Below are 21,895 nucleotides of genomic sequence, written 5' to 3'. Positions count from 1 at the left end.
CACGGTTACCATTCGGCCAGAGAACTCGCCTCGTCACTTCTTCGGATGGGTACCCTTCATGGCCGATCACTTCCCCCCCAACATCGACATGGAAACCCCCAGCATCGCACGCATGTACGACTACCTCCTGGGGGGCAAGGACAACTTCGAGGCCGACCGCAAGGCCTGCGAGGCACTCGCGGACGGCATCCCCGAACTGGTCGCCTTCGCCAACGACAACCGCGCCTACCTCTCACGCGCGGTGGAGTACGTGGCGGCCCAGGGGGTGGAGCAGTTCCTCGATCTCGGGGCCGGGCTGCCCACCGCCAACAACACCCACCACGCGGCCCACCAGGCCAACCCGCGGGCCCGGGTGGTCTACGTCGACCACGACCCCATCGTGCTCGCGCACGGCCGGGCGCTGATCAGCGACAGCGCGGAGACCGCGTTCCTGCTGGCCGACATCCGCAACACCGACGAGATCCTGGAGGCCCCCGAGACCACCAGGCTCATCGACACCGACCTGCCCGTGTGCGTGATGCTGGTCTCGCTGCTGCACTGCATCCCCGACGACAGCGATCCGTTCGGCATGGTGCGCGACCTCATGGACCGCCTGGCGCCGGGGTCGTGCCTGATCTTCTCCCACATCGTCTCCGACGATCCGGCCTCCGCCGTGTGGATGACCGACAAGATCCTGTCCTTCGGCACCCCGTGGGGCCGGGTGCGCAGCCCCGAGGAGGCCTCGGTGGTCTTCGAGGGCCTGGAGCTGGCCAGTCCCTGGACCGACGGGCGCGACGAGGGCCCCCGCGCGGTGGACTGCGCCACCTGGCGCCACCCGGACACCGACCCCGTGTTCCGCCCCGCCGACCCCAAGGTCAAGCTGTGGGAGCTGGCGGGCGTGGCCTTCAAGCGCTGACCCGGCAGCCCCGGCTCGACCGCGACCCGGTCCGGAGCCGCTGGAGCGCTGCCCCGGTCGAGCGCGGGCCCGCGTACGGCCGGGTGCGTCCGGGTGGAGCGCTCCGGTCGGCGTCGCGCCGTGGACCGCACGCACCCCGGGGCGGGTGCCCGAGGGCGCTGGTCAGCGCACGACCCTGACCAGCGCCCCACGCCTACGCGCCCTGCTCGGCGAAGACCTCCTGGGCGATGCCGAAGGCCCGGTTCGCCGCGGGCACCCCGCAGTAGACGGCGGCCTGGAGGAACACCTCGCCGATCTCGTCGGGCTCAAGCCCGTTGCGCAGCGCGGCGCGCACGTGCATGGCCAGTTCGTCCCAGTGCCCGTGCGCGACCAGCGCGGTGAGCACCATGCAGATGCGGGTGCGGCGGTCCAGCCCCGGGCGGGTCCAGATCTCACCCCAGGCGTAGCGGGTGATGAGGTCCTGGAACGGTTCGGTGAAGCCGGTCGTGCGCGCCCGGGCCCGGTCCACGTGCCCGTCGCCCAGCACGGCGCGGCGCACCCGCGTTCCCGCGTCATGGCGGTCGGCGGACGCGAAGTGCTGGGTGAGCAGGGTGTTGACCTTGGCGCTCCGCTGCCAGGACAGCAGGTGCGCGGCCTCCTCCAGCACCACCAGGCGCGCGCCGGGGACGCGCTCGGCGATCAGCTCGGCGTTGCCCTCGGGCGGGGTCGAGGGGTCGTCGGCCCCGGCGATGACCAGCGTGGGCGCGCTGATCCGGTGCAGGTCCTCGCGCACGTCGTGGGTCTCGATGGCCCCGCAGCAACCCGCGTACCCCTCCGGCTCGGTGGACGCGACCTGGTCGCGCAGCACGGCGACCTCGGCCGGGCGCTCCTTGACGAAGGCCGGGGTGAACCAGCGCTCCACCACCGAGTCCGCCACGGCCCCGGTGCCCTCGGCGCGCACCAGCGCGGCACGGTCCCGCCAGTTCCGGGCCGGGCCCGTGTAAGGGGAGGTGGCCAGCAGGGCCAGGCGGTCGATGCGCCCGGGGTGGTGGACGGCCAGCCACTGGCCGACCATGCCGCCGATGGACAGCCCCGCGTAGTGGGCGCGTTCGATGCCCAGCCGGTCCATCAGCGCGATGACGTCGCCGCCCAGGTCGGCCATGCTGTAGGGCCCCTCGGGCACGGGTGAGTCGCCGTGTCCGCGGTGGTCGAAGCGGATCACCCGGAACACGGTCGAGAGCGCCTCGACCTGCGGGTCCCACATCCGCGTGGTGGTGCCCAGGGAGCCGCCGAGCAGCAGGGGCGGTGCGTCGGCCGGTCCGCTCTCGGTGTGGTGCAGGTCAACGCTCATCGGGTCCTCGTGCTCCTTCTTCGCCGTCGGTGTTTTGCGTGCGTCCGGTGTTCCCAGCGGAGCTGGTGTTCCCCGCGCGGCCGCGGTGTTCTCCACGGAATCAGTTTCCCCCGGGGCCGGTGGCCGCCGCGTCGCCGGTCCTACCCGTTCCGACGCCGGTGACCCGGTCGGTGAACACGGGGGCCGAGCCCGGGTACCCGGCCGGGTCGAGCAGCGCGCGGATCCGCTCCAGCGGTAGACCAGCGCCCGCTCGGGTTCGATGGCATCGTGGTCGTAGGCGGCGAGCCTGCGCTCGCGCGCCTTCGGGTCGAGCGGGGCGGGTGAGGTCGTGGTCGAGTGCGCCGAGGCGGTCCTGGCCCAGGAAGGGCGCGGTCGTCTCGTGCGGCACCGGCTCCCGACGGCAGGGGGTGGCAAGGTCCTGATGGCCGAGGAGTTCCGGGTACGGCTCTCAGGCGGCCCCGGTCAGGGAGCGCACCGCCGTCAGCTCCCCGCGCGTGGGCTCGGGGGTGACGGCGAGGTCGTCGGCCACGGTGAGGTCCCAGCCGGTGGCCTCGCGGACCGCGTCCGCGTCCACCCCCGGGTGCACGCCGGTCAGGACGAGTTCGCGGGTGACGGGGTCGGGCTCCAGCACGCCGAGGTCGGTGATCACCCGCACCGGACCGGCGCCGCGCAGGCCCAGTCGCTCGCGGTCGCCGGGGCCCGATCCGTGGCCGACCGAGGTGACGAAGTCGACCTTCTCCACGAAGGCGCGGCGGCTGTGCCGCATGATGACGACGACCTCGCGGCAGGACGCGGCGATCTCGGGGGCGCCGCCCGCCCCGGGCAGGCGCACCTTCGGGTCGGTGTAGTCGCCGATGACGGTGGTGTTGATGTTGGCGTACCGGTCGATCTGGGCGGCGCCGAGGAAGCCGACGTCGATCCGCCCGGCCTGGAGCCAGTAGTTGAAGACCTCGGGGACCGAGACCACCGTGTCGGCGGTGTCGGCGAGGATCCCGTCGCCGATGGACAGCGGCAGGTGGTCGGGGACGGTGCCCAGGGTGCCGGACTCGTAGACCATCCACAGGCCCGGGGCGTGGGTGCGGCGGGCCACGTTCGCGGCGGTGCTGGGCAGGCCGATGCCGACGAAGCAGGACATCCCGTCACGCAGCGAGCGCGCCGCGGTCACGGTCATGATCTCGTCGGAGGTCCAGGTCGCGGTGGTCACGCGCCTCTCCCAGCGGGCTCGGGTGCGGTGGGGGCCGCGATGAGCTCCTCCAGCCAGGCGGTGAAGGCCTCGCGGTCGCGGCCGACGGCGTCCCAGGCGCGGTAGGCCTCGTTGTCGCGCTCGTAGTAGCCGTGCGCGTAGGAGGGCGCGGCGCCGCCGGGGACGACGCTGACCCGGTCGACCACGCGCGCGGGCAGGACGACCTGGCCGGGGACGGGGTCGAGGGCGTCCACGACCTCCTCGACGGTGGCCAGGGCCCGGTCGGCGGCCAGGACCGCCTCCTTCTGGATGCCGGTGATGCCCCACAGCTGCACGTTGCCGTCGCGGTCGGCGCGCTGGGCGTGCACGACGGTGACGTCGGGGTTCAGGGCGGGTACGGCGGCCAGTTCCTGCCCGGTGAAGGGGCAGGTGACGGCCTTGATGTTGGGGTTGTTGGCGACCAGGTCGGTGCCGGAGTAGCCCCGCAGGATGGCGAAGGGCAGGCCGGAGGCGCCCGCGACGTAGCGGTTGGCCATTCCGGCGTGGCTGTGCTCCTCGATCTCCAACGGCACCGGCCAGGAGGAGGTGACGGCGTCGCGGAAGCGGTGCAGCGAGCCGACCCCGGGGTTGCCGCCCCAGGAGAAGACGAGCCTGCTGGCGCACCCGGCGCCGATGAGCTGGTCGTAGACGATGTCGGGCGTCATGCGGACCAAGGTCAGGTCGCGCAGGCCCTGGCGGATGATCTCGTGCCCCGCCGCCACGGGGATGAGATGGGTGAACCCCTCCAGGGCGACGGTGTCGCCGTCGTGGACGAGTTCGCGTACCGCCTCGTCCAGGGGAACGATCATGGAGCACTCCCGTTCGGACAGCGAATGCATGTTCTCACAGCGAACATCTTGGCCATGACGGTAGCGCCGTTCCCGAACGTGGTCAAGGCACGCGTAAGGGACCGCTCCGCCCTCGCGACGGGGAGAACCGCGCCGAAGGGTCCGGCCTTCGCATCGGGGAAGGCCGGGAAGGACGCGTCTGGAGGCGGCCGGAGGCGGCGTTCTGCGACGGGGGCGGCGAAGCCGGGTTCAGTCGGAGGACAACCCGGCCGGGCAGCGGGGCATCCGGTCAGGTGACGGGCTCGCCGCGTCGCCACCTCTCGCTCTTCGCGCGCATCTCCTCGGTGTCGTTGAGGCGGGGGAACGGCTCGTCCGGGACGTCGGTGCCCAGGAACGCGCACAGGCGCTCCCACCCCTCCCCGACCCGGTACACCAGCAGCCGGTCGGCCGGGACCTCGGCGCACACACGGACCGCGTGCCGTTCGAAGGCCGCCACCGCGGTCGCCTCGTCGGGGACCTCACCGGGCGGCACGCCGAAGTGCGCGAGCCACATCCGCTCCATCAGGGGGCGGATCACGTCCATCTCCTGCGGCACCCGCACCCCCGAGGAGTCCTGTCCGGCCTGGCGCACGATCTCGAAGATGGTCGCGCGCATGCTCTCGTACCACCGGTGCGGGTCGCGGACGGTGAGCAGAACCCTCGCGTCGGGGAAGGCGTCGGCGAGTTCGCGCCAGAAGAACGACAGCGGCCAGTCCACGCCCGAGCGCCAGCCCTCCAGGAGGCGGGCCCAGTCCACCTCACCGGTGGGGGTGTCCGCGACCCCGGCCCAGAGGCCCGCCAGGTCCGAGGACCCCAACACCTCGGACATGTGGTGGCAGGGGCCGAAGCCGAGCCGTTCCAGCGCCGCCTTCATCGACGTCGTCCCGGTGCGCGGGAAGCCCGCTCCGATCACGTCCACCGTCGTCCCCCTCGGTCGCCACAGGGCTTCACGCCCGGATCAGGGACGCCCCCGATCGCTTTCTGTTGTAACACGGGCACTCTGCGCACAGGGGCCTGTTGTCGATATCCGGCGCCGGGCGCCCCGTGGCACCCCGCGAACGGGCTCTGCCGCTCCGTCCGGGCGGTGTGAGAACCTTTCCGGGGGCTGCGGCCGGCCGCCCCGCAACCGAACCGGGAAGAGCAGATGCCGACCGAAGAAGAAGAGGCCCGCGGCGCCCACTTCGTGCAGTCCCTCGAGCGCGGTCTGACGGTCATCCGCGCCTTCTCCGCCGAGCGGCGCTCCATGACGCTCAGCGAGGTCGCGCGCGAGACCGACCTGACCCGTGCCGCCGCCCGCCGCTTCCTGCTCACGCTGGTGGACCTGGGTTACGTGCGCACCGACGGCAGGCTGTTCTCGCTCACCCCGCGCGTGCTGGAGCTGGGTTACGCCTACGTGGCCTCCGCCGGGCTGCCCGACGTGGCCCAGCCCCACCTGGAGGACCTGTCCGCCCGGGTGCACGAGTCCGCCTCGGTGTCGGTGCTGGAGGGAGACGACGTGCTCTATGTGGCGCGTGTGGCGACCTCGCGGATCATGGCGGTGGCCATCCGGGTGGGCACCCGCTTCCCCGCCTCGGCCACCTCGATGGGCCGGGTCCTGCTGGCCGGACACGACGCCCGCGGCCTGGACGCCTACCTGGAGCGGGTGGAGCTCACCCCGCTGACCCGGTTCACCATCACCGACCCGGCCGAGCTGCGCGCCGAACTGGAGCGGGTGCGTGAGCAGGGGTACGCCCTCGTCGACCAGGAGCTGGAGGAGGGCCTGCGCTCGCTGGCCGCGCCCATCCGCGACGGGTCGGGCCGGGTGATCGCGGCCGCGAACGTGTCCGCACACGCCAACCGGGCCTCGATCGAGGACGTGCGCCGCGACCTGCTGCCCGCGTTGCTGGAGACCACCGCGCGCATCGAGGCCGACCTGGCCTCGGTGGCGCGCCGCGACGCGGGTTCCTGAGCCCGTCGATCCTCCCGTCACGCCCGTTCCGGTCCGCCGCCCGCGCCCCGGAACGGGCGTTCACCACCGGGGCGGCTGGTCGGCCGGTCCGCGCGTCAGGGCCGGACCGCGCGGGCGCGGTGACGCCGGACGGCGTCGCGGTTGCCGCAGGCGGGCGAACAGTAGCGCTGGCGTCCGCCGCGCGAGAAGTCGGCGTAGACGCGGACGCAGCCGTGCGCCGCGCACCGGCCGAGCCGGTCCATGCCCCGGCCGGTCAGGTGCAGGGCGGTGCCGACGGAGAGCAGCGCGGCCACCTGCCGGTGGGCGGGCAGCAGGTCGGGCCGGTAGTGCAGGTGCCATCCGGTGCCCGCGTGGTCGGTCAGGCGCGGGGCCGCGGAGAACTCGATGAGCAGCGGGTTGAGCCGGTCCGCGCGGGCGGGGGCGTCGGCGGCGTCGACCACCCGCGTCCAGCGCTCCAGGAACTCACCGACGGCGGCGACGTCGTCCTCGCCGACGGGGCGTTCGAGGAGGAATCCCACTTCGGCGCAGCGGCGTTCCAGGTCCGCCGCACCGGTCAGCGGCCGGTTGACCAGGTCCACGGCCAGGGCCACCGGATCCTGGCCGTAAGGGTTGAGATGCATAATGCCATTACATCAGACTGGCCCCATGCGTACACGGCACGAACACCACTGGACCACCGAGTCGGACCACACCACCAGCGAGGGCGTCGTCGCCTACCAGCGCTGCGCGTGCGGTGGGCGCAGGGTGACCCTGACCCGGGCCTTCGGGCTGCTCCAGGACGACCTGGCCTCGGTCGGCCCCGGGCGGGAGTGAACCGGCTCGGCGGCGTTCGAAGGGCGGCTCAGCCCTCGCGGCTCAGCCCCCTTCGGAGCCGAGGAGGGCCCGCAGCACCGCCACCGCCCGCTCCCCCGCTCCCTCGGGAACGAACACGTGGTCGTGGTGGAAGCCGGACACCACGTCGCACGGCAGACCGGCCCCGGTCAACGCGGCGGCCACCGCCGCCACCAGCGCCACCGCCTCCGCCCCGGCGGGGACCTCCAGCGTGATCCAGGAGACCGCGTCCTCGTAGGGCAGACCGGCCGCGTCGGCCTCCCTCCGGCGGCACACCACGGTCAGGGCCTCGTCCTCGGCCACCGTGACCACCGGACGCACCCCCTCGGGCAGGGACGCGCCGTCCGGCACGGTGGTGAAGACGTAACCGCCCGGCCGCAGCCGGACCCGGGTTCCCGCCAGCAACCGCTCCAGATCCCCCGCCACCCGGTTCTCCCCTCCCCCGCGCCCGTGGCGCCTTGCGGGCGCGCGCCGCCTCCTGAGATCCTGCCCGCAACACCGCCGGGGACGCGAATCCGCGCACACGGGAACCGTGCGGCGGCCCTGCCCCCTGAGAGTTCTGAGCACGCGGCCCCAGCGCCGTCCGGAAGGGACACCGTGACCGACGTACACGCCACACCACACATCGCCCGGGAGTCGGGGACCCTCGTGATCGGCGGCGACCTGCCGGTGCACCGCCTGGGCTTCGGGGCGATGCGCATCGTCGGCGAGGGGGTGTGGGGGCCGCCCCGCGACCGCGACGAGGCGCTGTCGGTGCTGCGGCGCGCGGTCGAGCTGGGCGTGAACCTCATCGACACCGCCGACTCCTACGGCCCCCAGATCAGCGAGCAGCTGATCCGCGAGGCGCTCTACCCCTACTCCGACGACCTGGTCATCGGCACCAAGACGGGCTTCGCGCGCACCGGTCCGGCGCAGTGGCACAGGCTGGGCCGCCCCGAGTACCTCAAGCAGCAGGTGGAGCTGAGCCTGCGCAACCTGGGGCTGGAGCGGATCGACCTGCTCCAACTGCACCGGATCGACCCCGAGGTGCCGCTGGCCGACCAGCTCGGCGCCCTGGTGGAACTGCGCGAACAGGGCAAGATCCGCCATATCGGACTGAGCGAGGTGTCGGTGGACGAGCTGTCCGCCGCCCGCGCGATCACTCCGGTGGCGTCGGTGCAGAACCAGTACGCGCCGTCGTTCCGCCAGTCCGAGGACGTGCTGGAACAGTGCGAGAAGGACGGGATCGCCTTCCTGCCCTGGGCGCCGGTCGGGCGCGGTGAGCTGGCGCGACCGGGTTCCCCGCTGACCGCGATGGCCGCCGAGCACGGGGTCACCCCGGTGCAGCTGTCCCTGGCCTGGCTGCTGCACCGCTCACCGGTGATGCTGCCCATCCCGGGCACGTCGCGGGTGGCACACCTGGAGGAGAACACGGCCGCCGCCGCGGTGAGGCTGTCGGAATCCGAGACCGAGCGCATCAGCCAGTACCTGGGCACCTGATCCGGGATCCGGGCTCCGCCGGGACCGCGTCACGGGCGCCGGGTCCGCCGGGGTCCGCGGCGGGCGAGGGGCACCGGACGGCGGGCAAAAGCGCCGTTGGCGGACTTCCTCCCCCCACCAGCACCGCACGCGGTCCGGGATCCGTCCCGACGCGCCCCGTGGTTCCTTGCGACCGCTCCCACCTGCTGAGATTCTTCCCAGGACACCGCCGGAGGCCCGGTCTCGCGCGTCTTCGCCCGGTTCCCGCCCCGGCTCCGCACGCTCGGCCCAGCGCCGTCCGGGAGGAACCTTCGTGACCGACGTACACGCCACACCACACATCGCCCTGGAGTCGGGGACCCTCGTGATCGGCGGCGACCTGCCGGTGCACCGCCTGGGGTACGGCTCGATGCAGCTCGTCGGCCGGGGGGCGTGGGGCCCGCCGCGCGACCGCGACGAGGCGCTGGCCGTGCTGCGGCGCGCGGTCGAGCTGGGCGTGAACCTCATCGACACCGCCGACTGCTACGGACCCCAGATCTGCGAGCAGCTGATCCGCGAGGCTCTGCACCCCTACCCCGAGGACCTGGTGGTCACCACCAAGGTGGGCTTCGCGCTCCCCGGACCGGGGCAGTGGCACCCCCTGGGCCGCCCCGAGTACCTCAAGCAGCAGGCGGAACTGAGCCTGCGCAACCTGGGGCTGGAGCGGATCGACCTGCTCCAGCTGCACCGGATCGACGCCCGGGTGCCGCTGGCCGACCAGCTCGGCGCCCTGGTGGAACTGCGCGAACAGGGCAAGGTCCGCCACATCGGGCTGACCGGGGTGACCGTGGAGCAGCTCTCGGCGGCCCGCGCGATCACTCCGGTGGCGTCGGTGCAGAACTGGTACGGGCCGGTCGCGCGCAAGTGCGAGGACGTGCTGGAACAGTGCGAGAGGGACGGGATCGCCTTCCTGCCCTGGGCGCCGTTGGAGCGCGGTGAGCTGGTGGGGCCGGACTCGCCGCTGGCCCCCTTGGCCGCCGAGCACGGGGTCACCCCGGCGCAGCTGGCGCTGGCGTGGCTGCTGCACCACTCTCCGGTGATGCTGCCCATCCCGGGCACGTCGCGGGTGGCACACCTGGAGGAGAACACGGCCGCCGCCGCGGTGAGGCTGTCGGAGTCCGAGACCGAGCGCGTCGCCAAGTTCCTGGACGGCTGAGCCGGTGGACGCGTGCGGCTCCGCCGGTTTCCCGACGGGGCCGCGGGTGTTCGGGGCGGGCGGCGGACCGCTCGCTCCACGGAAGCGGGCGGCGGGCCGTTCGCCTCGCTCAGCTCGGGCGCATGCGGAAGACCTGGAGGCGCATGTCGTAGTACTTCTCGGTCTCGCCGACCCACTCCATGCCCAGTCTGCGCGCCACGGCCATCGCCCGCTTGTTGTTGGGGCGCGCGACCGCGAAGACCTCCTCGATGCCCTGCTTGAACGCCCACGCGATGATGGCCTGGCTCGCCTCGGTGGCATACCCCTGGCCCCACACGTCCGGGCGCAGCACCCAGGAGAGTTCGAAGTCCTCCTCGAAGGGCGGGAGGAGCTTCAGCGAGAGCCCTCCCACGAGCTGTCCGTCCTCCTCGCGGACGATGGCCCAGCGTCCCGCGGGCGGAATCAGGTTGGGCCCCGCCTCGACCCAGGCGTGCAGCACCAGACGCATCGCGTCGGTGTCGTGCACCGGGTGCCACTCCGGCGTCAGCCAGTGCGCGACCTCGTCGGCCCCGTAGATGCGCAGGGCCTCCTCGGCGTCGTCCAGCTGCCACTCCCGGATGAGGAGTCGGTCGGTTGGCAACTCAAGGCTCATATCACCACCGTAACCCGCGACAAACCACCACGACAGGGGGGAAGGTCAACAGACTCGGCATCCGGCGGGACGGGCGCACGCGGCCGCCGCCCTGTCCACGGGCGTCGGCGCGGGAACCACGCGGGCAGGGCCCGGACCCGTACGTCACGACCCCTTTACACGGCGTATCACGGCGATTAGGGTGTCCAGCACGCTGGGAGCGCTCCCAGGCATGCGGCCCCGAAAACTCCGGCCGCCCCCGCCCCCTGGACCGAACGCGTGGGACACCGCGGAGGAATAAAGCGCAACAAAAGACCCGGACTGGCGTAAAAGGACTCGCGACGCCCGACTCCCGTTACGATACTGACCAGTCTGGACCGGGCCCCGCCGCCCACGCGGCGGGGTCCGCTCACGTGTCAGCACCCCGCAGCCCAGGAGCCGCCCCATGAAGTTCGTCCGCGACCCCCACCACGACGGATCCCCCGACCACGTCAGCCTCGGGGAGGGCCGGGCGAGGCTGCGCGTGCGCGTGCCCGGGGGCGCGGACGCGGTGTACGCCCGCGTGGTGGAGGACGGCGAGGGCGTCACCTTCCGGGCCGAGAGGACGCACGCGTCGGGCGACGCCGTCTGGTTCGAGGCGAACGTGCCGGTGCGCCCGGTGGTGACCAACTACCGGTTCGCGATCGTGCGCGGCGCGGAGTACACGTGGCTCAACCAGGAGGGCGTCCATGACCACGAGGTGACCGACGCGGCGGACTTCCGGCTGGTCGACGGGCCCCCGCCGCCCGCGTGGGTCACGGGCACGAGCGTCTACCAGATCTTCCCGGACCGCTTCGCCCGCGACGACGACTCCGTCGAGCCCCCGGCCGAGCACCCCGACTGGGCGCTGCCCCGCTCCTGGGACGACGAGCCCTCCGCCTTCGGGCTGACCGCGACCCGCGAGTACTTCGGCGGCACGCTCGACGGGGTCCGCCGCCGTCTGGACCACCTGGCCGCGCTGGGCGTGGAGGTGGTCTACCTGACGCCCGTCTTCCCCGCTCGTTCCACGCACCGCTACGACGCCGCCACCTTCTCCGAGGTGGACCCGCTGCTCGGCGGCGACCGGGCCCTGCGGGAGCTGGCACGGGCCGCGCACGAACGCGGCATGCGGGTGATGGGCGACCTGACCACCAACCACACCGGGGACGCCCACGAGTGGTTCCTGGCGGCGCGGGCCGACGCGGACTCCGCCGAGGCGGGGTTCTACCACTTCACCGACCACCCGGACGGCTACGTGGGCTGGCTGGGGGTGCCCAGCCTGCCGAAGCTGGACTACTCCTCGGCCGAACTGCGGCGCAGGGTCTACGGCGCCGACGACTCGGTGCTCGTGGGCTGGCTGAGCGGGCCGGACGCGCTGGACGGCTGGCGCATCGACGTGGCCAACATGACCGGGCGCAACGGCGCGCAGGACCTCAACCGCGAGGTCTCCGGCGAGATCGCGGCACGGATGCGCGAGGTGGACAACCAGCGGGGCGGTGACGGGTCGTGGCTGCTGGCCGAGCACTTCCACGACGCGGGCCCCGACACACACCACGACGGGTGGCACGGGGTGATGAACTACGCCGGGTTCACCCGGCCGGTGTGGACGTGGCTGAACACCGCACCCGAGCGGGTGCGCTACCTGCGCACGGACTCGCCGCTGCCGCGCGGCGGCGCCGAACAGGCGGTGCGGGCGATGCGCGCGACCAACGCCGGGCTGCCGTGGCGGGTGCTGACGCACAGCGTGAACGCGCTGAGCACGCACGACTCGACGCGCTTTCGGACCGTGGTGGGCGGCGACGCCGGTCGGCACGAGGTCGGGGTGGCGGCGCAGGTGACGCTGCCCGGCGTGCCGTTCGTGTTCGCGGGCGACGAGATCGGCATGGAGGGCGTGGACGGGGAGAACGCCCGCAGGCCGATGCCCTGGCACCGGCCCGAGGCGTGGGACCTGGGAACGATGGAGGCCCACACCCGGCTGCTGGCCCTGCGCCGGGAGCTGCCCGCGCTCCAGACCGGCGGTCTGCGCTGGCTGGACGCGGGCCCGCACCACATGACCTTCCTGCGTTCGCTCGGCGGCCAGGTGGTGCTGGTGCACCTGGCCGACGGCCCGCACGGGGCGCTGTCCGCGGCCCTGGCCGACCTGGACGTCCCGGGACTGGAGGTGCTCGCCCGAGGCGGCGGGGCACGGGCGGACCTGGAGGGCGCGGAGCGGGTGGAGCTGGCGGCGGACGGGCCCGGCTACGTCATCGCGGTCGGCCTCTGACGCCCCGGCGGGAGCGGAGGAGAGGTGGAACGGGTGACAGGGCGACCGGGCTCGGGAACGGACGGCGATGACGGCCGTGCGTGGGACGCGCGACTGGGCTGGACGTACGGACTGACGGCGGACGATCCCGCCGAACGCGCCGGGGCCCTGGTCCGCCTCTCCCAGGTCCAGAGGAACGTCGGGGACGCCGTCGCCCGGTTCAACGAGTGGTTGCGGACCCCGCTCCCCGAGGATCGGGAGCGGTACCGGAAGGCGGAGCACCTCAGGGCCTACGCGCCGCTCAGAGAGGCCCAGAGGCACACACTGCCCGACGCGTTGTGGAACCGTCCCGCCGGGGACGTCAGGGCATGGCCCGGCCTCCCCTACGCGCTGCTCTACCTGGAGTGGGAGGCGAAGTACCCGAGGGAGTGGACCCTGCACGCCAAGAAATGGGGCACGAAGGAACGTCTCCTACGCGATGTGGCGGTCGCCGGGCACGACGAGGCGGTCAGGACCAGGCTCAGCGACCTGGTCGAGACCGTCGTCCGGCGGCGTTACCGCTGCAAGGACCGCGAGTACGTGCGGGTGGCCCGCGTCCTGGACGGTGGGGACCTGCGCGACAGGCTGGCTGTGGCCGCCGGGTCGGAGCATCCGTGGGCGCGCCGCCACGCCGCCTATGTCCTCTGGCTCCTCGACCGTCCCGGAGTGCCCAACACACGGAGTGTCTGGCGGACGTGGAACACCGAGGAGTTCCGGGGCTGAACGGGCACCGAACGCCACGGGACAATGTGTCTAGACCTCCCGGGGCAGAGCGGCCTGGACGTCCTTGACGATGCGGGTGACCACGTCGCCGATCCGGCCGACGAAGTAGAAGTGCTCGCCGGGCAGGATGTGGCGCTCCACCGGTCCCGAGGCGCAGCCGTCCCAGGCGGCGAGGCGCTCGGGCGTGACGCCGGGGTCGTCCCGGCCGCCGAAGGCCGACAGCGGCGTCCGCAGCGGCGGGGCGCCCGGATCCGGGCGCCAGGTGTCGACGAGTTCGAGGTCGGCGCGGATCAGCGGCTCCACGAGCTTCCACTGTTCGGGGTCGGACGGGGACCCGGCGGCGGTCCCGCCCATGCGGGCGATGCTCCGGCGCAGCTGCTCGGAGGGCAGCAGGTGCCGGGGCTCGTCGCGCTCGGGGCCCGGGGCAGGGCTCCACGCCGACACCCCGAGCCAGGCGGGGGCGGCGGGGCCGTCGGCGGCCAGAAGGGCGGTCAGCTCGTAGGCCAGGAGCGCGCCCATGCTGTGGCCGAAGAACCCGAAGGGCGGGTCCAGTTCGGGGGCCAGGTGCGCGCGCAGGTGGCGGGCGAGCTCCCCGGCGTCGCGGAAGGGCTTGTCCGCCGAGCTCCGGCCGCGTCCGGGCGCCTCCACCAGGCACACCTCCCAGTCGGCCGGGAAGTGGCGCACCCAGGGCCGGTAGCCCAGGGAGGACCCGCCCGCGTGGTGCAGCAGGAAGATCCGGAAGCGGGCCCGGGGGACGGGTCGGGGCCGGATGAGGACGCCCTCGTGCACTGCTTGATTCCTCGCTGTCCGTGTCCGGGTGCGGCCGTACGGCCATCACGACAGAGCAAAGCTACCAGTCGGTAGTACCGGTGGGTAACAAAGCTCCCCGTCCCGGGGACGCACGCCCCGCCTGGAACACGACCCCCTACCCGTGGAACACGCGGGAACACCTCGGCCCCTCCCCGCCGCGGAGGTCGCGGGAGGCGGCTCCCCCTCCCGCGATCGCCGGAAAACCACTCGCCGGGCCGCGGGGACCACCGGCACACTGGGGGCTTTTCCCGAGGAGGCCCCATGCGCGCGCGTGCGCTGCCCCCGACCCTGCGCCACCGGGGGTTCCGCCTCCTCCTCGCGGGCAGGGGCGCCGGCGAACTCGGCTCGGCGATGCTGCCCGTGGCCGTGGTCGGCCTGGTGCTGGCCGGGCACGGGCCGCTGCTCCTGGGCCTGGTCCTGGGCGCGCGCGGTGTGGCGGGATCCCTGTGCACCCTGCTGGCGGGCGCCCTGGTGAGCCGGGTCCGCAAGTCCACCGCCCTGGCCGCGGGCGACCTGGCGCAGTGCGCGGTCATGCTCGGTTTCGCCCTGGGTCCCGACTCCGCTCCCTGGTTCGTGTGCCTGGCGGCGGCCAGCGGCGCGGCCGGTTCGGTGAGCGAACCCGCCACCGGATCGATCATGCCGCTGCTGGTCCCCGGCGACCGGCTGCGGGAGGCCAACGCCCTGCGCAACGTCGTGGGACGCGGCATGGGCGTGACCGGCCCCGCCGCGGCCGGGGTGCTGCTCGCCGCCCTGGAGGCACGGGCGGTGTTCGCGCTGATCGCCGCCGCCTTCGCGGTGGGCGGCGCCGTGCTGGCGCTGGTGCGCGAGGCGGCGCCGTCCGCCGAGCGCTCCGGGGCCACGATGGGCGCGAACTTCCGGGCGGGGCTGCGCGAGGTGGTGCGGCGGCCCTGGGTGGTGGCGATCATCGCGGTCGCCACCGTGCAGGCGCCGGCCACCCTCGCCCCCGGGTTCACCCTGCTGCCGATCGTGGTCGCCGACTCCTACGCCGAACCCGTCTACGGGCTGGCGCTGTCGTGCATGTCGGCGGGCCAGCTGCTGGGCGGGGTCGTCGCCGCCCGCTGGAACCCGGCGCGCCCCGGCCTGGTCTCCCTGGCGGGCGTGCTCGTCTACCCGCTGGTCCTGCTGGGCCTGGCCGCGACCGTGCCCGCCTGGCTGCTGCTGACCGGCTACGCCGCCACCGGCACGGGCTTCATGCTCCTGGGCGTGTACTGGTACACCGCCCTGCAACGGGCGATCCCCCAGGACCTGCTCAGCGTGGTGATCAGCGTCGACGAGGTGGGCAGCTTCGCGCTGGAACCGGTCGGCTACGCGCTGGCCGGGGCCCTGGCCCAGACCGTGGGCCCGCGCCCCGTGCTGGTCGGCGCCGCCGTGGCCGGGCTGGTGACCACGCTCCTGCCGCTGGCCGTTCCCGGCGTCCCACGCCTGGCCGACCCGGACCGGCCGGCCACCGCGCTCTGACGGCTGCCCTCAGACCGAGCGGTCGACGCGGCCCCGAAGCCATCCCAGGGCCGCCGCCGCGGAACGCCGCACCCCCGCGGCCAGCCCGGACATCCGACGGCGCCGCGCGGGCGCCCCGAGGTCCTCCCCCGGTTCCACGACCGTTCCGGGCGTCCCGTCCGTCCCGGCGGCCTCGGCCCGGGCGGCGCGCTCGCGCAACCGCTCCCTGACCTGTTCGGGGGTGTAGGCACGGCGCTGACGCTCGGACCGCGCGATCACCGCACCGGTCGCCGCGACGCCCACGAAAGCGGCCACTCCAAGGGCCTTCCACCAACGCATGTTCCCTAGGCTACTGGTGTGGCAGACACGAGCATGTCCCTGAACGAGGCGCTGGAGCTCACCCGGACCGGTGACGTCTGGGTCTTCCGCGGCACGAGCGCGGCCGACCGCGCCATCCAGATCACCACCAACAGCCCGGTCAACCACGTCGGCATGTCCATCGTGGTCGAGGACCTGCCGCCGCTGATGTGGCACGCCGAACTCGGCCGGTCCCTGCCCGACGTGTGGACCGGCAGGCACCAGCGCGGCGTACAGCTGCACGACCTGCGCGACGCCGTCCTGGTGTGGGGCCGCAAGTACGGCCAGCGCGGCTGGCTGCGCCAGCTCGACCCCCTGGCGGACGGCGCGATGGAGGACGCCGCCCTGCGCACGGTCGCCCGGCTCAACGGCACCCCCTTCCCCTCCACCACCCAGATGGCCGCCCGCTGGGCGCGCGGGCGCCTGCCCCTGCGGCGGCTGCCCTTCGGCCGGGGCCCGCGCGAGCGCGCGCTGGAGACCGCCTACTGCGCCGAGGTGATCGCCCTGACCTACGAGGCCATGGGGCTGCTGCCCCCGGGGCGCCTGCCCGGGTACTACGACCCGGGCCGGTTCTGGAGCGGCGACGACCTGGAACTGGAGGGCGGCGCGTCGCTCGGCGGGGAGATCCGCGTGGACCTGCCCGCCGAGTGATCCCCGGCGACGGTGAGGGGCCCGGCCGGGCCCCTCACCGGTCAGCCGAGCCGGAAGTCGGCCACGCGGATGGGCGTGGACGGTCCCGAACCGGCCTCCTGGTAGAAGACGGACAGGATCCCCTCCGAGGCCACCCGGGACTCGTCCACCAGCACCTCACCGAACGCGTCGACGCCCGCGCCGTCGTGGACCGTGGTCCACTCGCTCCACCCGGTGTCGGCGGTGGCGGCCAGGATGCGGCCGAAGGGCATGACCACGTAGGCGGTGTCGTCCTCGGTGAGCACCAGACGGGAGCGGCCGAAGGCGTCCAGCGGCTCGGGCAGCTCCACCTTGTGCCAGGTCCCGGCGTCGTCCTGGTGCAGGTGAAAGGTGCGCCCCTGCCGTCTGCGGTCGTCGACGAAGTCGGTCGAGCAGTGCCCGAACCTGCCCGGCCGGTAGCTGATGACCACGTGCGGGTTGCCCGAGGAGTCGATCGCCTGCGACTCCTGGTTCATGAGCGCGTAGTCGGGCGGCAGGGGGTCCACGACGTGTCCGGGGGTGTCCACGGAGACCCGCATCCGGGTGCCCGTGACCGCGGCGAGGCGGGCGTCGTCGGTACGCCAGGTGCGTCCGGCGTCGTCGCTGTAGACGTAGCCGGTGTCGTGGTTGGACAGCCCGCCCGGGTGGCAGAGGATGTCCCCGCCCGCCGCGGTCTCGCGCCAGGTGAACGAGGCGTGCAGCCGTCCGTCGTCGCCGTAGCCGATCCCGTGCAGGTACATGTTGCGGCTGTCGCTGACCGCCCCGTTGGCCTCGTAGGAGCCGTCCGGCGACGACCAGGCGCCCAGGTGGGTCCACCCCCCGTCGGCGTACTCGGCGAGTTCCTGGGTCCCGTCGCCCGAACCGCCGGTGCGGTAGGCGAACTGGAGGCCGCCGTCGGGTGTGGGAACGAAGCGGGGGTAGGTCATCGAGCCGGTGTCCAGGCCCGCCAGGTCGCGCTGGATCGGCTCGAAGGAGTCGGCGCTCCAGTCCGCCCCGCCCGTGACCAGCCCGGGCGCGGACCGCGTGTAGTGGATCGGGGTGTTGTGGGTGTCCATGCCCACGTGCAGGCGTCCGTCCGCGGCGGAGACGCCCAGCGAGATGGAGTTGTGCGAGTCGTCGACGCTCAGCCGGTGGGGCAGGCGGACGGTCCGCCAGGCGCCGCCGTCGAGGGAGCGGCGCGCGAGGAGGGCGTGGCGGTCCTCGGTGTACCAGGCGGCGTACTGGTACCGGCCGTGGGTGAGGATGCCGGACTGCTGGTAGGAGCCGTTGTTGACCAGGCCGTCGTAGGAGACGAAGTACAGGGCGTTCTCGTCCAGGGTCCAGCTGCCCAGCGGCGTGGCCGAGGGCGTGGCGGCCGCCGGGGCGGCCGTGTCGGCGGCGGCGGTCGCCGGTCCGGTGAGGGTCGTGGCCAGGGTCAGCGCCAGGGCGCCGGAGGCGAGTCCGGCCAGGGCGCGCAGCGGGGAGCGCGGGGCGGGGGGCACGGCGGTTCCTCTCGTGGGGGGTCGGGCGAGGCGGCGGTCAGGCGAGGTGGAAGACCTCGGTCAGGGGCACCATCCCCTCGTCGGGGCGGCCGGGCAGACCCTCGAAGAACGGCGCCATCTCGGCCTGCCAGCGGGCGTTGACGTCGGTCTCGGCCATCGCGGCGCGGGCGGCCTCGAAGTCCTCGGTCTCCAGGTAGCCGACGACCATGCCCTCCTCGGTGCAGAACAGCGAGTAGTTGTGCCAGCCGGTGGCGCTGAGGGCCTCGCGCATCTCCGGCCACACCTGGGCGTGCCGTTCCCGGTACTCGGCGAGGCGTTCCCGGCGGACCTTGAGGATGAAGCAGACGCGCTGCACGGACGTCCTTCCTGTGGGACGGGTCTGGAGAAGGCGTGACAGACCATGACGGTTATGTACGAAGCAGTACGGATTGCGGCACGTCGGGCCGGGCGGAGCCGCCCGGGCCCGCTTTCCGTGTGCCGGGCGCGCGGGAGACGCCTCCACGGCCGCGGGAACGGCTACCGGGCGGAAGGGGTGCGCAGGGCCGCGGAAGGCTCCCGGCGCCCCGGGGCCGCCCCGGACGGGGGCGGCCCCGGCGGCAGTCTCGGGGGCGGACTCAGAAGTCGAAGTCGTCCACGTTCCCGGCGTCGAAGACCTGCGGCGGGCCGAGCACGATCTCCCCGTCGGTCTCGAACGTGAACTCGCCCAGGCGCCCGGCCGTGAAGGTCTCGCCCTCGGCGCCGGTGATCTGCCCGGCCTTGAGCGCGGCGCCGGTGTACCCGGCCAGGTAGCCCAGGTCGAGCGGGTTCCACAGGGCGAACTGGCTCACGGTGCCGTCGTCCACGAACTCGCGCATCTGGTTGGGCGTGCCCAGACCGGTGACGGCGACCTCGCCCTGGTACTCGGAGTCGCTGATGTAGCGGGCCGCCGCGGCGATGCCCACGGTGGTCGGCGAGACCACGCCGTCCAGGTCGGGGTGGGACTGCATGAGGCCCTGCATCTCCTGGAAGGACTCCAGGTCGTCGTCGTTGCCGTAGACGGTCTCGACCAGCTCCAGGCCGGCGTACTCCTCCTCCTCGGCGAGCACCTCCTCCATCGCCGCGATCCAGGCGTTCTGGTTGGTGGCGTTGGGGGTGGCCGACAGCACCGCGAAGGTGCCCTCGCCGCCCAGGTCCTCGGCGATCATCTCGACCAGGGTGCGGCCGATGAGCTCGGTGGAGGACTGGTTGACGAACACGTCGGTGCAGTTGGCGTCGGAGTCGTAGCCGACGATGGCCGCGCCGTTGTCGCGGGCCTCGTTGAGCGCCGGGCAGACCGCGTCGGGGTCGTTGGCGGCGATCACGATGACGTCGCTGCCCGCCTGGCTGGCCGCGTTGATGTACTCCACCTGGGAGTCGGCCGTGGCCTCGGTGCCGCCGCGCTCGGTGGCCGTTCCGCCGACCTCCTCGACGGCCTCGGTGCCGCCCTGGTTGACGATCTCGAAGAAGGGGTTGTTGAGCTGCTTGGGCAGGAAGTCGATCTTCAGGCCCTCGGGGATCTGCGCGTCCGGGTCGGCGGTGCCGGTCGGCCCGGTCTCGTTCTCCTCCTGGGCGTCCTCGATGGTGGTGCCCCCGCCGCAGGCGGCGGTCATCAGCACCGCGAACGCGGACGCGGCCAGGAACAGGTGGCGTGGGCGGCCCTGGGTCATGAGTGTTCTCCCTTGGTGGGGGCGGACGCGGCGGACGGTGCCGCGGCCGGAGCTGAGGAGGGGCTGGGTCCGGGTGCGCGTCTGGCGCGCAGCCGGGCCACGAGGTTGGGGGTGACGACGGAGGCGATGAGGATGAGGCCGGTGACGATCTGGAGGACCTCGCTGCTGATGCCGAACAGCTGGAGGGCGTTGCGGATGGCGCCCAGCAGCACGACGCCGCTCATCACGCCCAGGATCGAGCCGACCCCGCCGAAGATCGACACTCCGCCGAGCAGGACGGCCGCCACGACCTGCAGTTCCAGGCCGAAGGCGGTGTCGGCGCGGGAGGTGCCGTACTGCAGGGTCCAGAAGACCCCGGCGCCGGCGGCCACCACTCCGCTGAGCGTGAAGAGCCAGAACTTGGTCCAGCGCACCGACACGCCGGTGAAGCGGGCGGCCTCGTCGTTGTTGCCGATGTCGAACAGCGAGCGGCCGACGGCGGTGGCGTGCAGCAGCACCCCGAACGCCACGGCCAGGACCAGGACCGCCACGGCGATCCACGGCAGGCCCTGGACGCCCAGGAAGGACTCCCGGGCGCCGCTGACCCAGCTCTGGGGGTAGCTGGCCACGGCGCGGTCGCCGAGCAGCACGTAGGCCAGGCCCCGGTACAGGGCCATGGTGCCGATGGTCACGGCCAGGGACGGCAGCCCGCACACGGTGACCAGGAACCCGTTGAGGGCGCCCAGCAGCGCGCCCACGGCCAGGCAGATCCACAGGGCCGTCTCGATGGCGACCCCGGCCTCCCACAGCACGCCCAGGGTGGCGCTGGTCAGGGCCAGGGTGCTGGCCACCGACAGGTCGATCTCGCCGGTGATGACGATGAGCGTCATCGGCAGGGCCATCAGGGCGATGGCGGCCACGCTCAGCACCAGGAAGTCGATGTTGCGCGCGGTGGCGAACATGTCCACGAACAGCCCGGCGGCCAGCAGGGTGACCACGAGCGCGCTCACCACCGGCATCTCGCGGGCCGAGAGCAGCGACCGGATCCGTGCGGGCCGACCGGGGCCCCGGTCCGGGGCGCCCTCGGGGACCCGGTCCGGAGCGGGCGCGGTGACGGTGCGTTCAGGCGCCACGGGCACCTCCTCCTCGAAGCCTGCGCGCGGTACGCACCGCGAGCAGCCGGTCCAGGCCGATGGCGGCCAGGATGAGTGCGCCCACCACCGCCTGGTGCCAGAACTGGTTGATCTGCCAGATGGGCAGGGCGGCGGTGATGGTGGTGAGCAGGACGGCGCCGAGCGCGGCGCCGTAGACGGTGCCCACACCGCCCGCGATGGCCACGCCGCCGACCACGGCCGCGGCGACGACCTGGAGTTCCATGCCGGTGCCGACGGTGGAGTCGACGGTGCCGTAGCGGGCGGCGAAGAGCACCCCGGCCAGCCCGGCCAGGGCGCCGTTGGCGGCGAAGGCCCAGGTGATGCGGCGCGAGGCGGGGATGCCCGAGAGCCGTGCGGCGTCGGCGTTGGAGCCGATGGCGTACAGCTCGCGGCCGGAGCGGTAGCCGGCGAGGTAGAAGCCCACGGCGGCGACCACGACGATGGCGACCGCGGCGGGCAGGGGCACCCCCAGGACGCTGAAGCGGCCCAGGAGCAGGAAGGAGTCGGGCATGTCGTGGGCGTTGACCTGCTCGCCCCCGGCCCACCAGTGGTTGAGGCCGCGGTAGGCGTACAGGGTGCCCAGGGTCACGACCAGGGCGGGGACCTGCACGGTGGTGACCAGCAGGCCGTTGAGCAGGCCCGCGACCAGGCCGATGGCGACCCCGGCGAGCATCGCGACGGGGACGGGCAGGCCGGGGAAGGTCACGAACAGCAGACCCGTGCCGAAGGCCGACAGGCCCATGATCGAGCCGACCGAGAGGTCGACGTTCTTGGTGATCAGGACCAGGGCCTGGCCGACGGCGAGGACGGACAGGACGGTGGCGCCCAGGAACAGGTCGCGTACGCCCTGGCTGGACAGGAACCCGGGGTTGTACATCCACGTGGCGGCCACGAGGATCACCACGGCCAGGAGCACGCCGAGTTCGCGGAACTGGAGCCTGCGGCGCGCGGGGGCGGGGGTGGG

Annotated in this window: 23 protein-coding genes; 9 read left to right on the top strand and 14 right to left on the bottom strand. The window is 73.4% G+C overall.

Annotation, left to right across the window (positions count from 1 at the left end; all coding sequences use genetic code 11):
* The first annotated feature begins 58 nt into the window (after positions 1 to 58).
* Positions 59 to 895, top strand: coding sequence for an SAM-dependent methyltransferase (locus HGB44_RS26655; protein WP_061083057.1), 837 nt, complete (start codon positions 59 to 61; stop codon positions 893 to 895).
* Positions 896 to 1,088: 193 nt separating this feature from the next.
* Here the strand turns inward: HGB44_RS26655 and pcaDC are convergent, their stop codons facing one another.
* The 4 genes from pcaDC to HGB44_RS26635 form a co-directional block, all read right to left on the bottom strand.
* The gene (gene pcaDC / locus HGB44_RS26650; RefSeq protein WP_061083056.1) at positions 1,089 to 2,225 is read right to left on the bottom strand and encodes a bifunctional 3-oxoadipate enol-lactonase/4-carboxymuconolactone decarboxylase PcaDC; all 1,137 of its coding nucleotides are present in this window, start codon (positions 2,223 to 2,225) and stop codon (positions 1,089 to 1,091) included.
* 448 nt (positions 2,226 to 2,673) lie between these two features.
* On the bottom strand, positions 2,674 to 3,429 hold the full coding sequence (locus HGB44_RS26645; protein ID WP_061083055.1) for a CoA-transferase subunit beta: 756 nt from the start codon (positions 3,427 to 3,429) through the stop codon (positions 2,674 to 2,676).
* Complete coding sequence (locus tag HGB44_RS26640; RefSeq protein WP_061083054.1) at positions 3,426 to 4,256, bottom strand: CoA transferase subunit A; 831 nt, start codon at positions 4,254 to 4,256, stop codon at positions 3,426 to 3,428. Before HGB44_RS26640 ends, HGB44_RS26645 begins: the two co-directional genes overlap by 4 nt.
* A 268-nt stretch (positions 4,257 to 4,524) precedes the next feature.
* Positions 4,525 to 5,193, bottom strand: coding sequence for a sulfotransferase family protein (locus tag HGB44_RS26635; RefSeq protein ID WP_061083053.1), 669 nt, complete (start codon positions 5,191 to 5,193; stop codon positions 4,525 to 4,527).
* 225 nt (positions 5,194 to 5,418) lie between these two features.
* Between HGB44_RS26635 and HGB44_RS26630 the strand changes: the two genes are divergently transcribed.
* A complete protein-coding gene (locus HGB44_RS26630) occupies positions 5,419 to 6,222 on the top strand; it encodes an IclR family transcriptional regulator domain-containing protein (RefSeq protein WP_061083052.1) in 804 nt (267 codons plus the stop codon).
* A 95-nt stretch (positions 6,223 to 6,317) separates the two neighbouring features.
* Here HGB44_RS26630 and HGB44_RS26625 read toward each other — a convergent pair whose 3' ends face one another.
* Positions 6,318 to 6,842: a CGNR zinc finger domain-containing protein gene (locus HGB44_RS26625; RefSeq protein WP_061083051.1), complete on the bottom strand. Its 525-nt coding sequence runs from the start codon at positions 6,840 to 6,842 to the stop codon at positions 6,318 to 6,320.
* Between the two features lie 25 nt (positions 6,843 to 6,867).
* Here HGB44_RS26625 and HGB44_RS26620 point away from each other — a divergent pair, with 25 nt between their 5' ends.
* Positions 6,868 to 7,035: a hypothetical protein gene (locus HGB44_RS26620; protein WP_168444152.1), complete on the top strand. Its 168-nt coding sequence runs from the start codon at positions 6,868 to 6,870 to the stop codon at positions 7,033 to 7,035.
* A 42-nt stretch (positions 7,036 to 7,077) separates the two neighbouring features.
* Here the strand turns inward: HGB44_RS26620 and HGB44_RS26615 are convergent, their stop codons facing one another.
* Positions 7,078 to 7,479, bottom strand: coding sequence for an ACT domain-containing protein (locus tag HGB44_RS26615; protein ID WP_061083050.1), 402 nt, complete (start codon positions 7,477 to 7,479; stop codon positions 7,078 to 7,080).
* Between the two features lie 171 nt (positions 7,480 to 7,650).
* On the opposite strand from HGB44_RS26615, the gene HGB44_RS26610 reads away from it, so the two are divergent.
* Both HGB44_RS26610 and HGB44_RS26605 read left to right on the top strand, forming a co-directional pair.
* Positions 7,651 to 8,532 carry an aldo/keto reductase gene (locus HGB44_RS26610; protein ID WP_061083049.1) on the top strand — a complete coding sequence of 294 codons (882 nt, stop codon included), beginning with the start codon at positions 7,651 to 7,653 and terminating at the stop codon, positions 8,530 to 8,532.
* 292 nt (positions 8,533 to 8,824) lie between these two features.
* Positions 8,825 to 9,706 carry an aldo/keto reductase gene (locus tag HGB44_RS26605; protein WP_061083048.1) on the top strand — a complete coding sequence of 294 codons (882 nt, stop codon included), beginning with the start codon at positions 8,825 to 8,827 and terminating at the stop codon, positions 9,704 to 9,706.
* Between the two features lie 109 nt (positions 9,707 to 9,815).
* Here the strand turns inward: HGB44_RS26605 and HGB44_RS26600 are convergent, their stop codons facing one another.
* Positions 9,816 to 10,337, bottom strand: coding sequence for a GNAT family N-acetyltransferase (locus tag HGB44_RS26600; protein WP_026115190.1), 522 nt, complete (start codon positions 10,335 to 10,337; stop codon positions 9,816 to 9,818).
* A gap of 424 nt (positions 10,338 to 10,761) precedes the next feature.
* Here HGB44_RS26600 and HGB44_RS26595 point away from each other — a divergent pair, with 424 nt between their 5' ends.
* Positions 10,762 to 12,597 (top strand): glycoside hydrolase family 13 protein, encoded by a 1,836-nt coding sequence (locus HGB44_RS26595; RefSeq protein WP_061083047.1) that lies wholly within the window; start codon positions 10,762 to 10,764, stop codon positions 12,595 to 12,597.
* Between the two features lie 33 nt (positions 12,598 to 12,630).
* On the top strand, positions 12,631 to 13,338 hold the full coding sequence (locus HGB44_RS26590; RefSeq protein ID WP_061083061.1) for a hypothetical protein: 708 nt from the start codon (positions 12,631 to 12,633) through the stop codon (positions 13,336 to 13,338).
* Positions 13,339 to 13,368: 30 nt separating this feature from the next.
* Here the strand turns inward: HGB44_RS26590 and HGB44_RS26585 are convergent, their stop codons facing one another.
* A complete protein-coding gene (locus HGB44_RS26585) occupies positions 13,369 to 14,127 on the bottom strand; it encodes a thioesterase II family protein (protein ID WP_061083046.1) in 759 nt (252 codons plus the stop codon).
* Between the two features lie 282 nt (positions 14,128 to 14,409).
* Between HGB44_RS26585 and HGB44_RS26580 the strand changes: the two genes are divergently transcribed.
* The gene (locus tag HGB44_RS26580; RefSeq protein ID WP_061083045.1) at positions 14,410 to 15,627 is read left to right on the top strand and encodes an MFS transporter; all 1,218 of its coding nucleotides are present in this window, start codon (positions 14,410 to 14,412) and stop codon (positions 15,625 to 15,627) included.
* 9 nt (positions 15,628 to 15,636) lie between these two features.
* Here the strand turns inward: HGB44_RS26580 and HGB44_RS26575 are convergent, their stop codons facing one another.
* Positions 15,637 to 15,921, bottom strand: coding sequence for a hypothetical protein (locus HGB44_RS26575; RefSeq protein ID WP_061083044.1), 285 nt, complete (start codon positions 15,919 to 15,921; stop codon positions 15,637 to 15,639).
* A gap of 57 nt (positions 15,922 to 15,978) precedes the next feature.
* Here HGB44_RS26575 and HGB44_RS26570 point away from each other — a divergent pair, with 57 nt between their 5' ends.
* Positions 15,979 to 16,614 carry a hypothetical protein gene (locus HGB44_RS26570; RefSeq protein ID WP_061083043.1) on the top strand — a complete coding sequence of 212 codons (636 nt, stop codon included), beginning with the start codon at positions 15,979 to 15,981 and terminating at the stop codon, positions 16,612 to 16,614.
* A gap of 41 nt (positions 16,615 to 16,655) precedes the next feature.
* Here HGB44_RS26570 and HGB44_RS26565 read toward each other — a convergent pair whose 3' ends face one another.
* The 5 genes from HGB44_RS26565 to HGB44_RS26545 form a co-directional block, all read right to left on the bottom strand.
* Positions 16,656 to 18,113, bottom strand: coding sequence for a BNR repeat-containing protein (locus HGB44_RS26565; RefSeq protein ID WP_061083042.1), 1,458 nt, complete (start codon positions 18,111 to 18,113; stop codon positions 16,656 to 16,658).
* Between the two features lie 37 nt (positions 18,114 to 18,150).
* Positions 18,151 to 18,468: an L-rhamnose mutarotase gene (locus HGB44_RS26560; RefSeq protein ID WP_061083041.1), complete on the bottom strand. Its 318-nt coding sequence runs from the start codon at positions 18,466 to 18,468 to the stop codon at positions 18,151 to 18,153.
* A gap of 259 nt (positions 18,469 to 18,727) precedes the next feature.
* Positions 18,728 to 19,798, bottom strand: a complete 1,071-nt coding sequence (rhaS, locus tag HGB44_RS26555) for a rhamnose ABC transporter substrate-binding protein (protein ID WP_061083040.1) — start codon at positions 19,796 to 19,798, stop codon at positions 18,728 to 18,730.
* On the bottom strand, positions 19,795 to 20,916 hold the full coding sequence (locus HGB44_RS26550) for an ABC transporter permease (protein ID WP_082768594.1): 1,122 nt from the start codon (positions 20,914 to 20,916) through the stop codon (positions 19,795 to 19,797). The genes rhaS and HGB44_RS26550 overlap by 4 nt, the downstream gene beginning before the upstream one ends.
* On the bottom strand, positions 20,900 to 21,895 hold a 996-nt coding region (locus tag HGB44_RS26545; RefSeq protein WP_233458913.1), incomplete at its 5' end, for an ABC transporter permease. The genes HGB44_RS26550 and HGB44_RS26545, both read right to left, overlap by 17 nt.

The organism is Nocardiopsis alborubida (assembly GCF_012396365.1).
GTDB classification, from domain to species: domain Bacteria; phylum Actinomycetota; class Actinomycetes; order Streptosporangiales; family Streptosporangiaceae; genus Nocardiopsis; species Nocardiopsis alborubida.
This window is presented reverse-complemented; position numbering and strand designations above follow the sequence as displayed.

Coding starts and splice junctions, on each gene's coding strand:
- HGB44_RS26620 (WP_168444152.1), top strand. CDS start 6,868: ATGCGTACACGGCACGAACACCACTGGACCACCGAGTCGGACCACACC.
- HGB44_RS26570 (WP_061083043.1), top strand. CDS start 15,979: ATGTCCCTGAACGAGGCGCTGGAGCTCACCCGGACCGGTGACGTCTGG.
- HGB44_RS26655 (WP_061083057.1), top strand. CDS start 59: ATGGCCGATCACTTCCCCCCCAACATCGACATGGAAACCCCCAGCATC.
- HGB44_RS26580 (WP_061083045.1), top strand. CDS start 14,410: ATGCGCGCGCGTGCGCTGCCCCCGACCCTGCGCCACCGGGGGTTCCGC.
- HGB44_RS26625 (WP_061083051.1), bottom strand. CDS start 6,842: ATGCATCTCAACCCTTACGGCCAGGATCCGGTGGCCCTGGCCGTGGAC.
- rhaS (WP_061083040.1), bottom strand. CDS start 19,798: ATGACCCAGGGCCGCCCACGCCACCTGTTCCTGGCCGCGTCCGCGTTC.
- HGB44_RS26630 (WP_061083052.1), top strand. CDS start 5,419: ATGCCGACCGAAGAAGAAGAGGCCCGCGGCGCCCACTTCGTGCAGTCC.
- HGB44_RS26640 (WP_061083054.1), bottom strand. CDS start 4,256: ATGATCGTTCCCCTGGACGAGGCGGTACGCGAACTCGTCCACGACGGC.
- HGB44_RS26600 (WP_026115190.1), bottom strand. CDS start 10,337: ATGAGCCTTGAGTTGCCAACCGACCGACTCCTCATCCGGGAGTGGCAG.
- pcaDC (WP_061083056.1), bottom strand. CDS start 2,225: ATGAGCGTTGACCTGCACCACACCGAGAGCGGACCGGCCGACGCACCG.
- HGB44_RS26595 (WP_061083047.1), top strand. CDS start 10,762: ATGAAGTTCGTCCGCGACCCCCACCACGACGGATCCCCCGACCACGTC.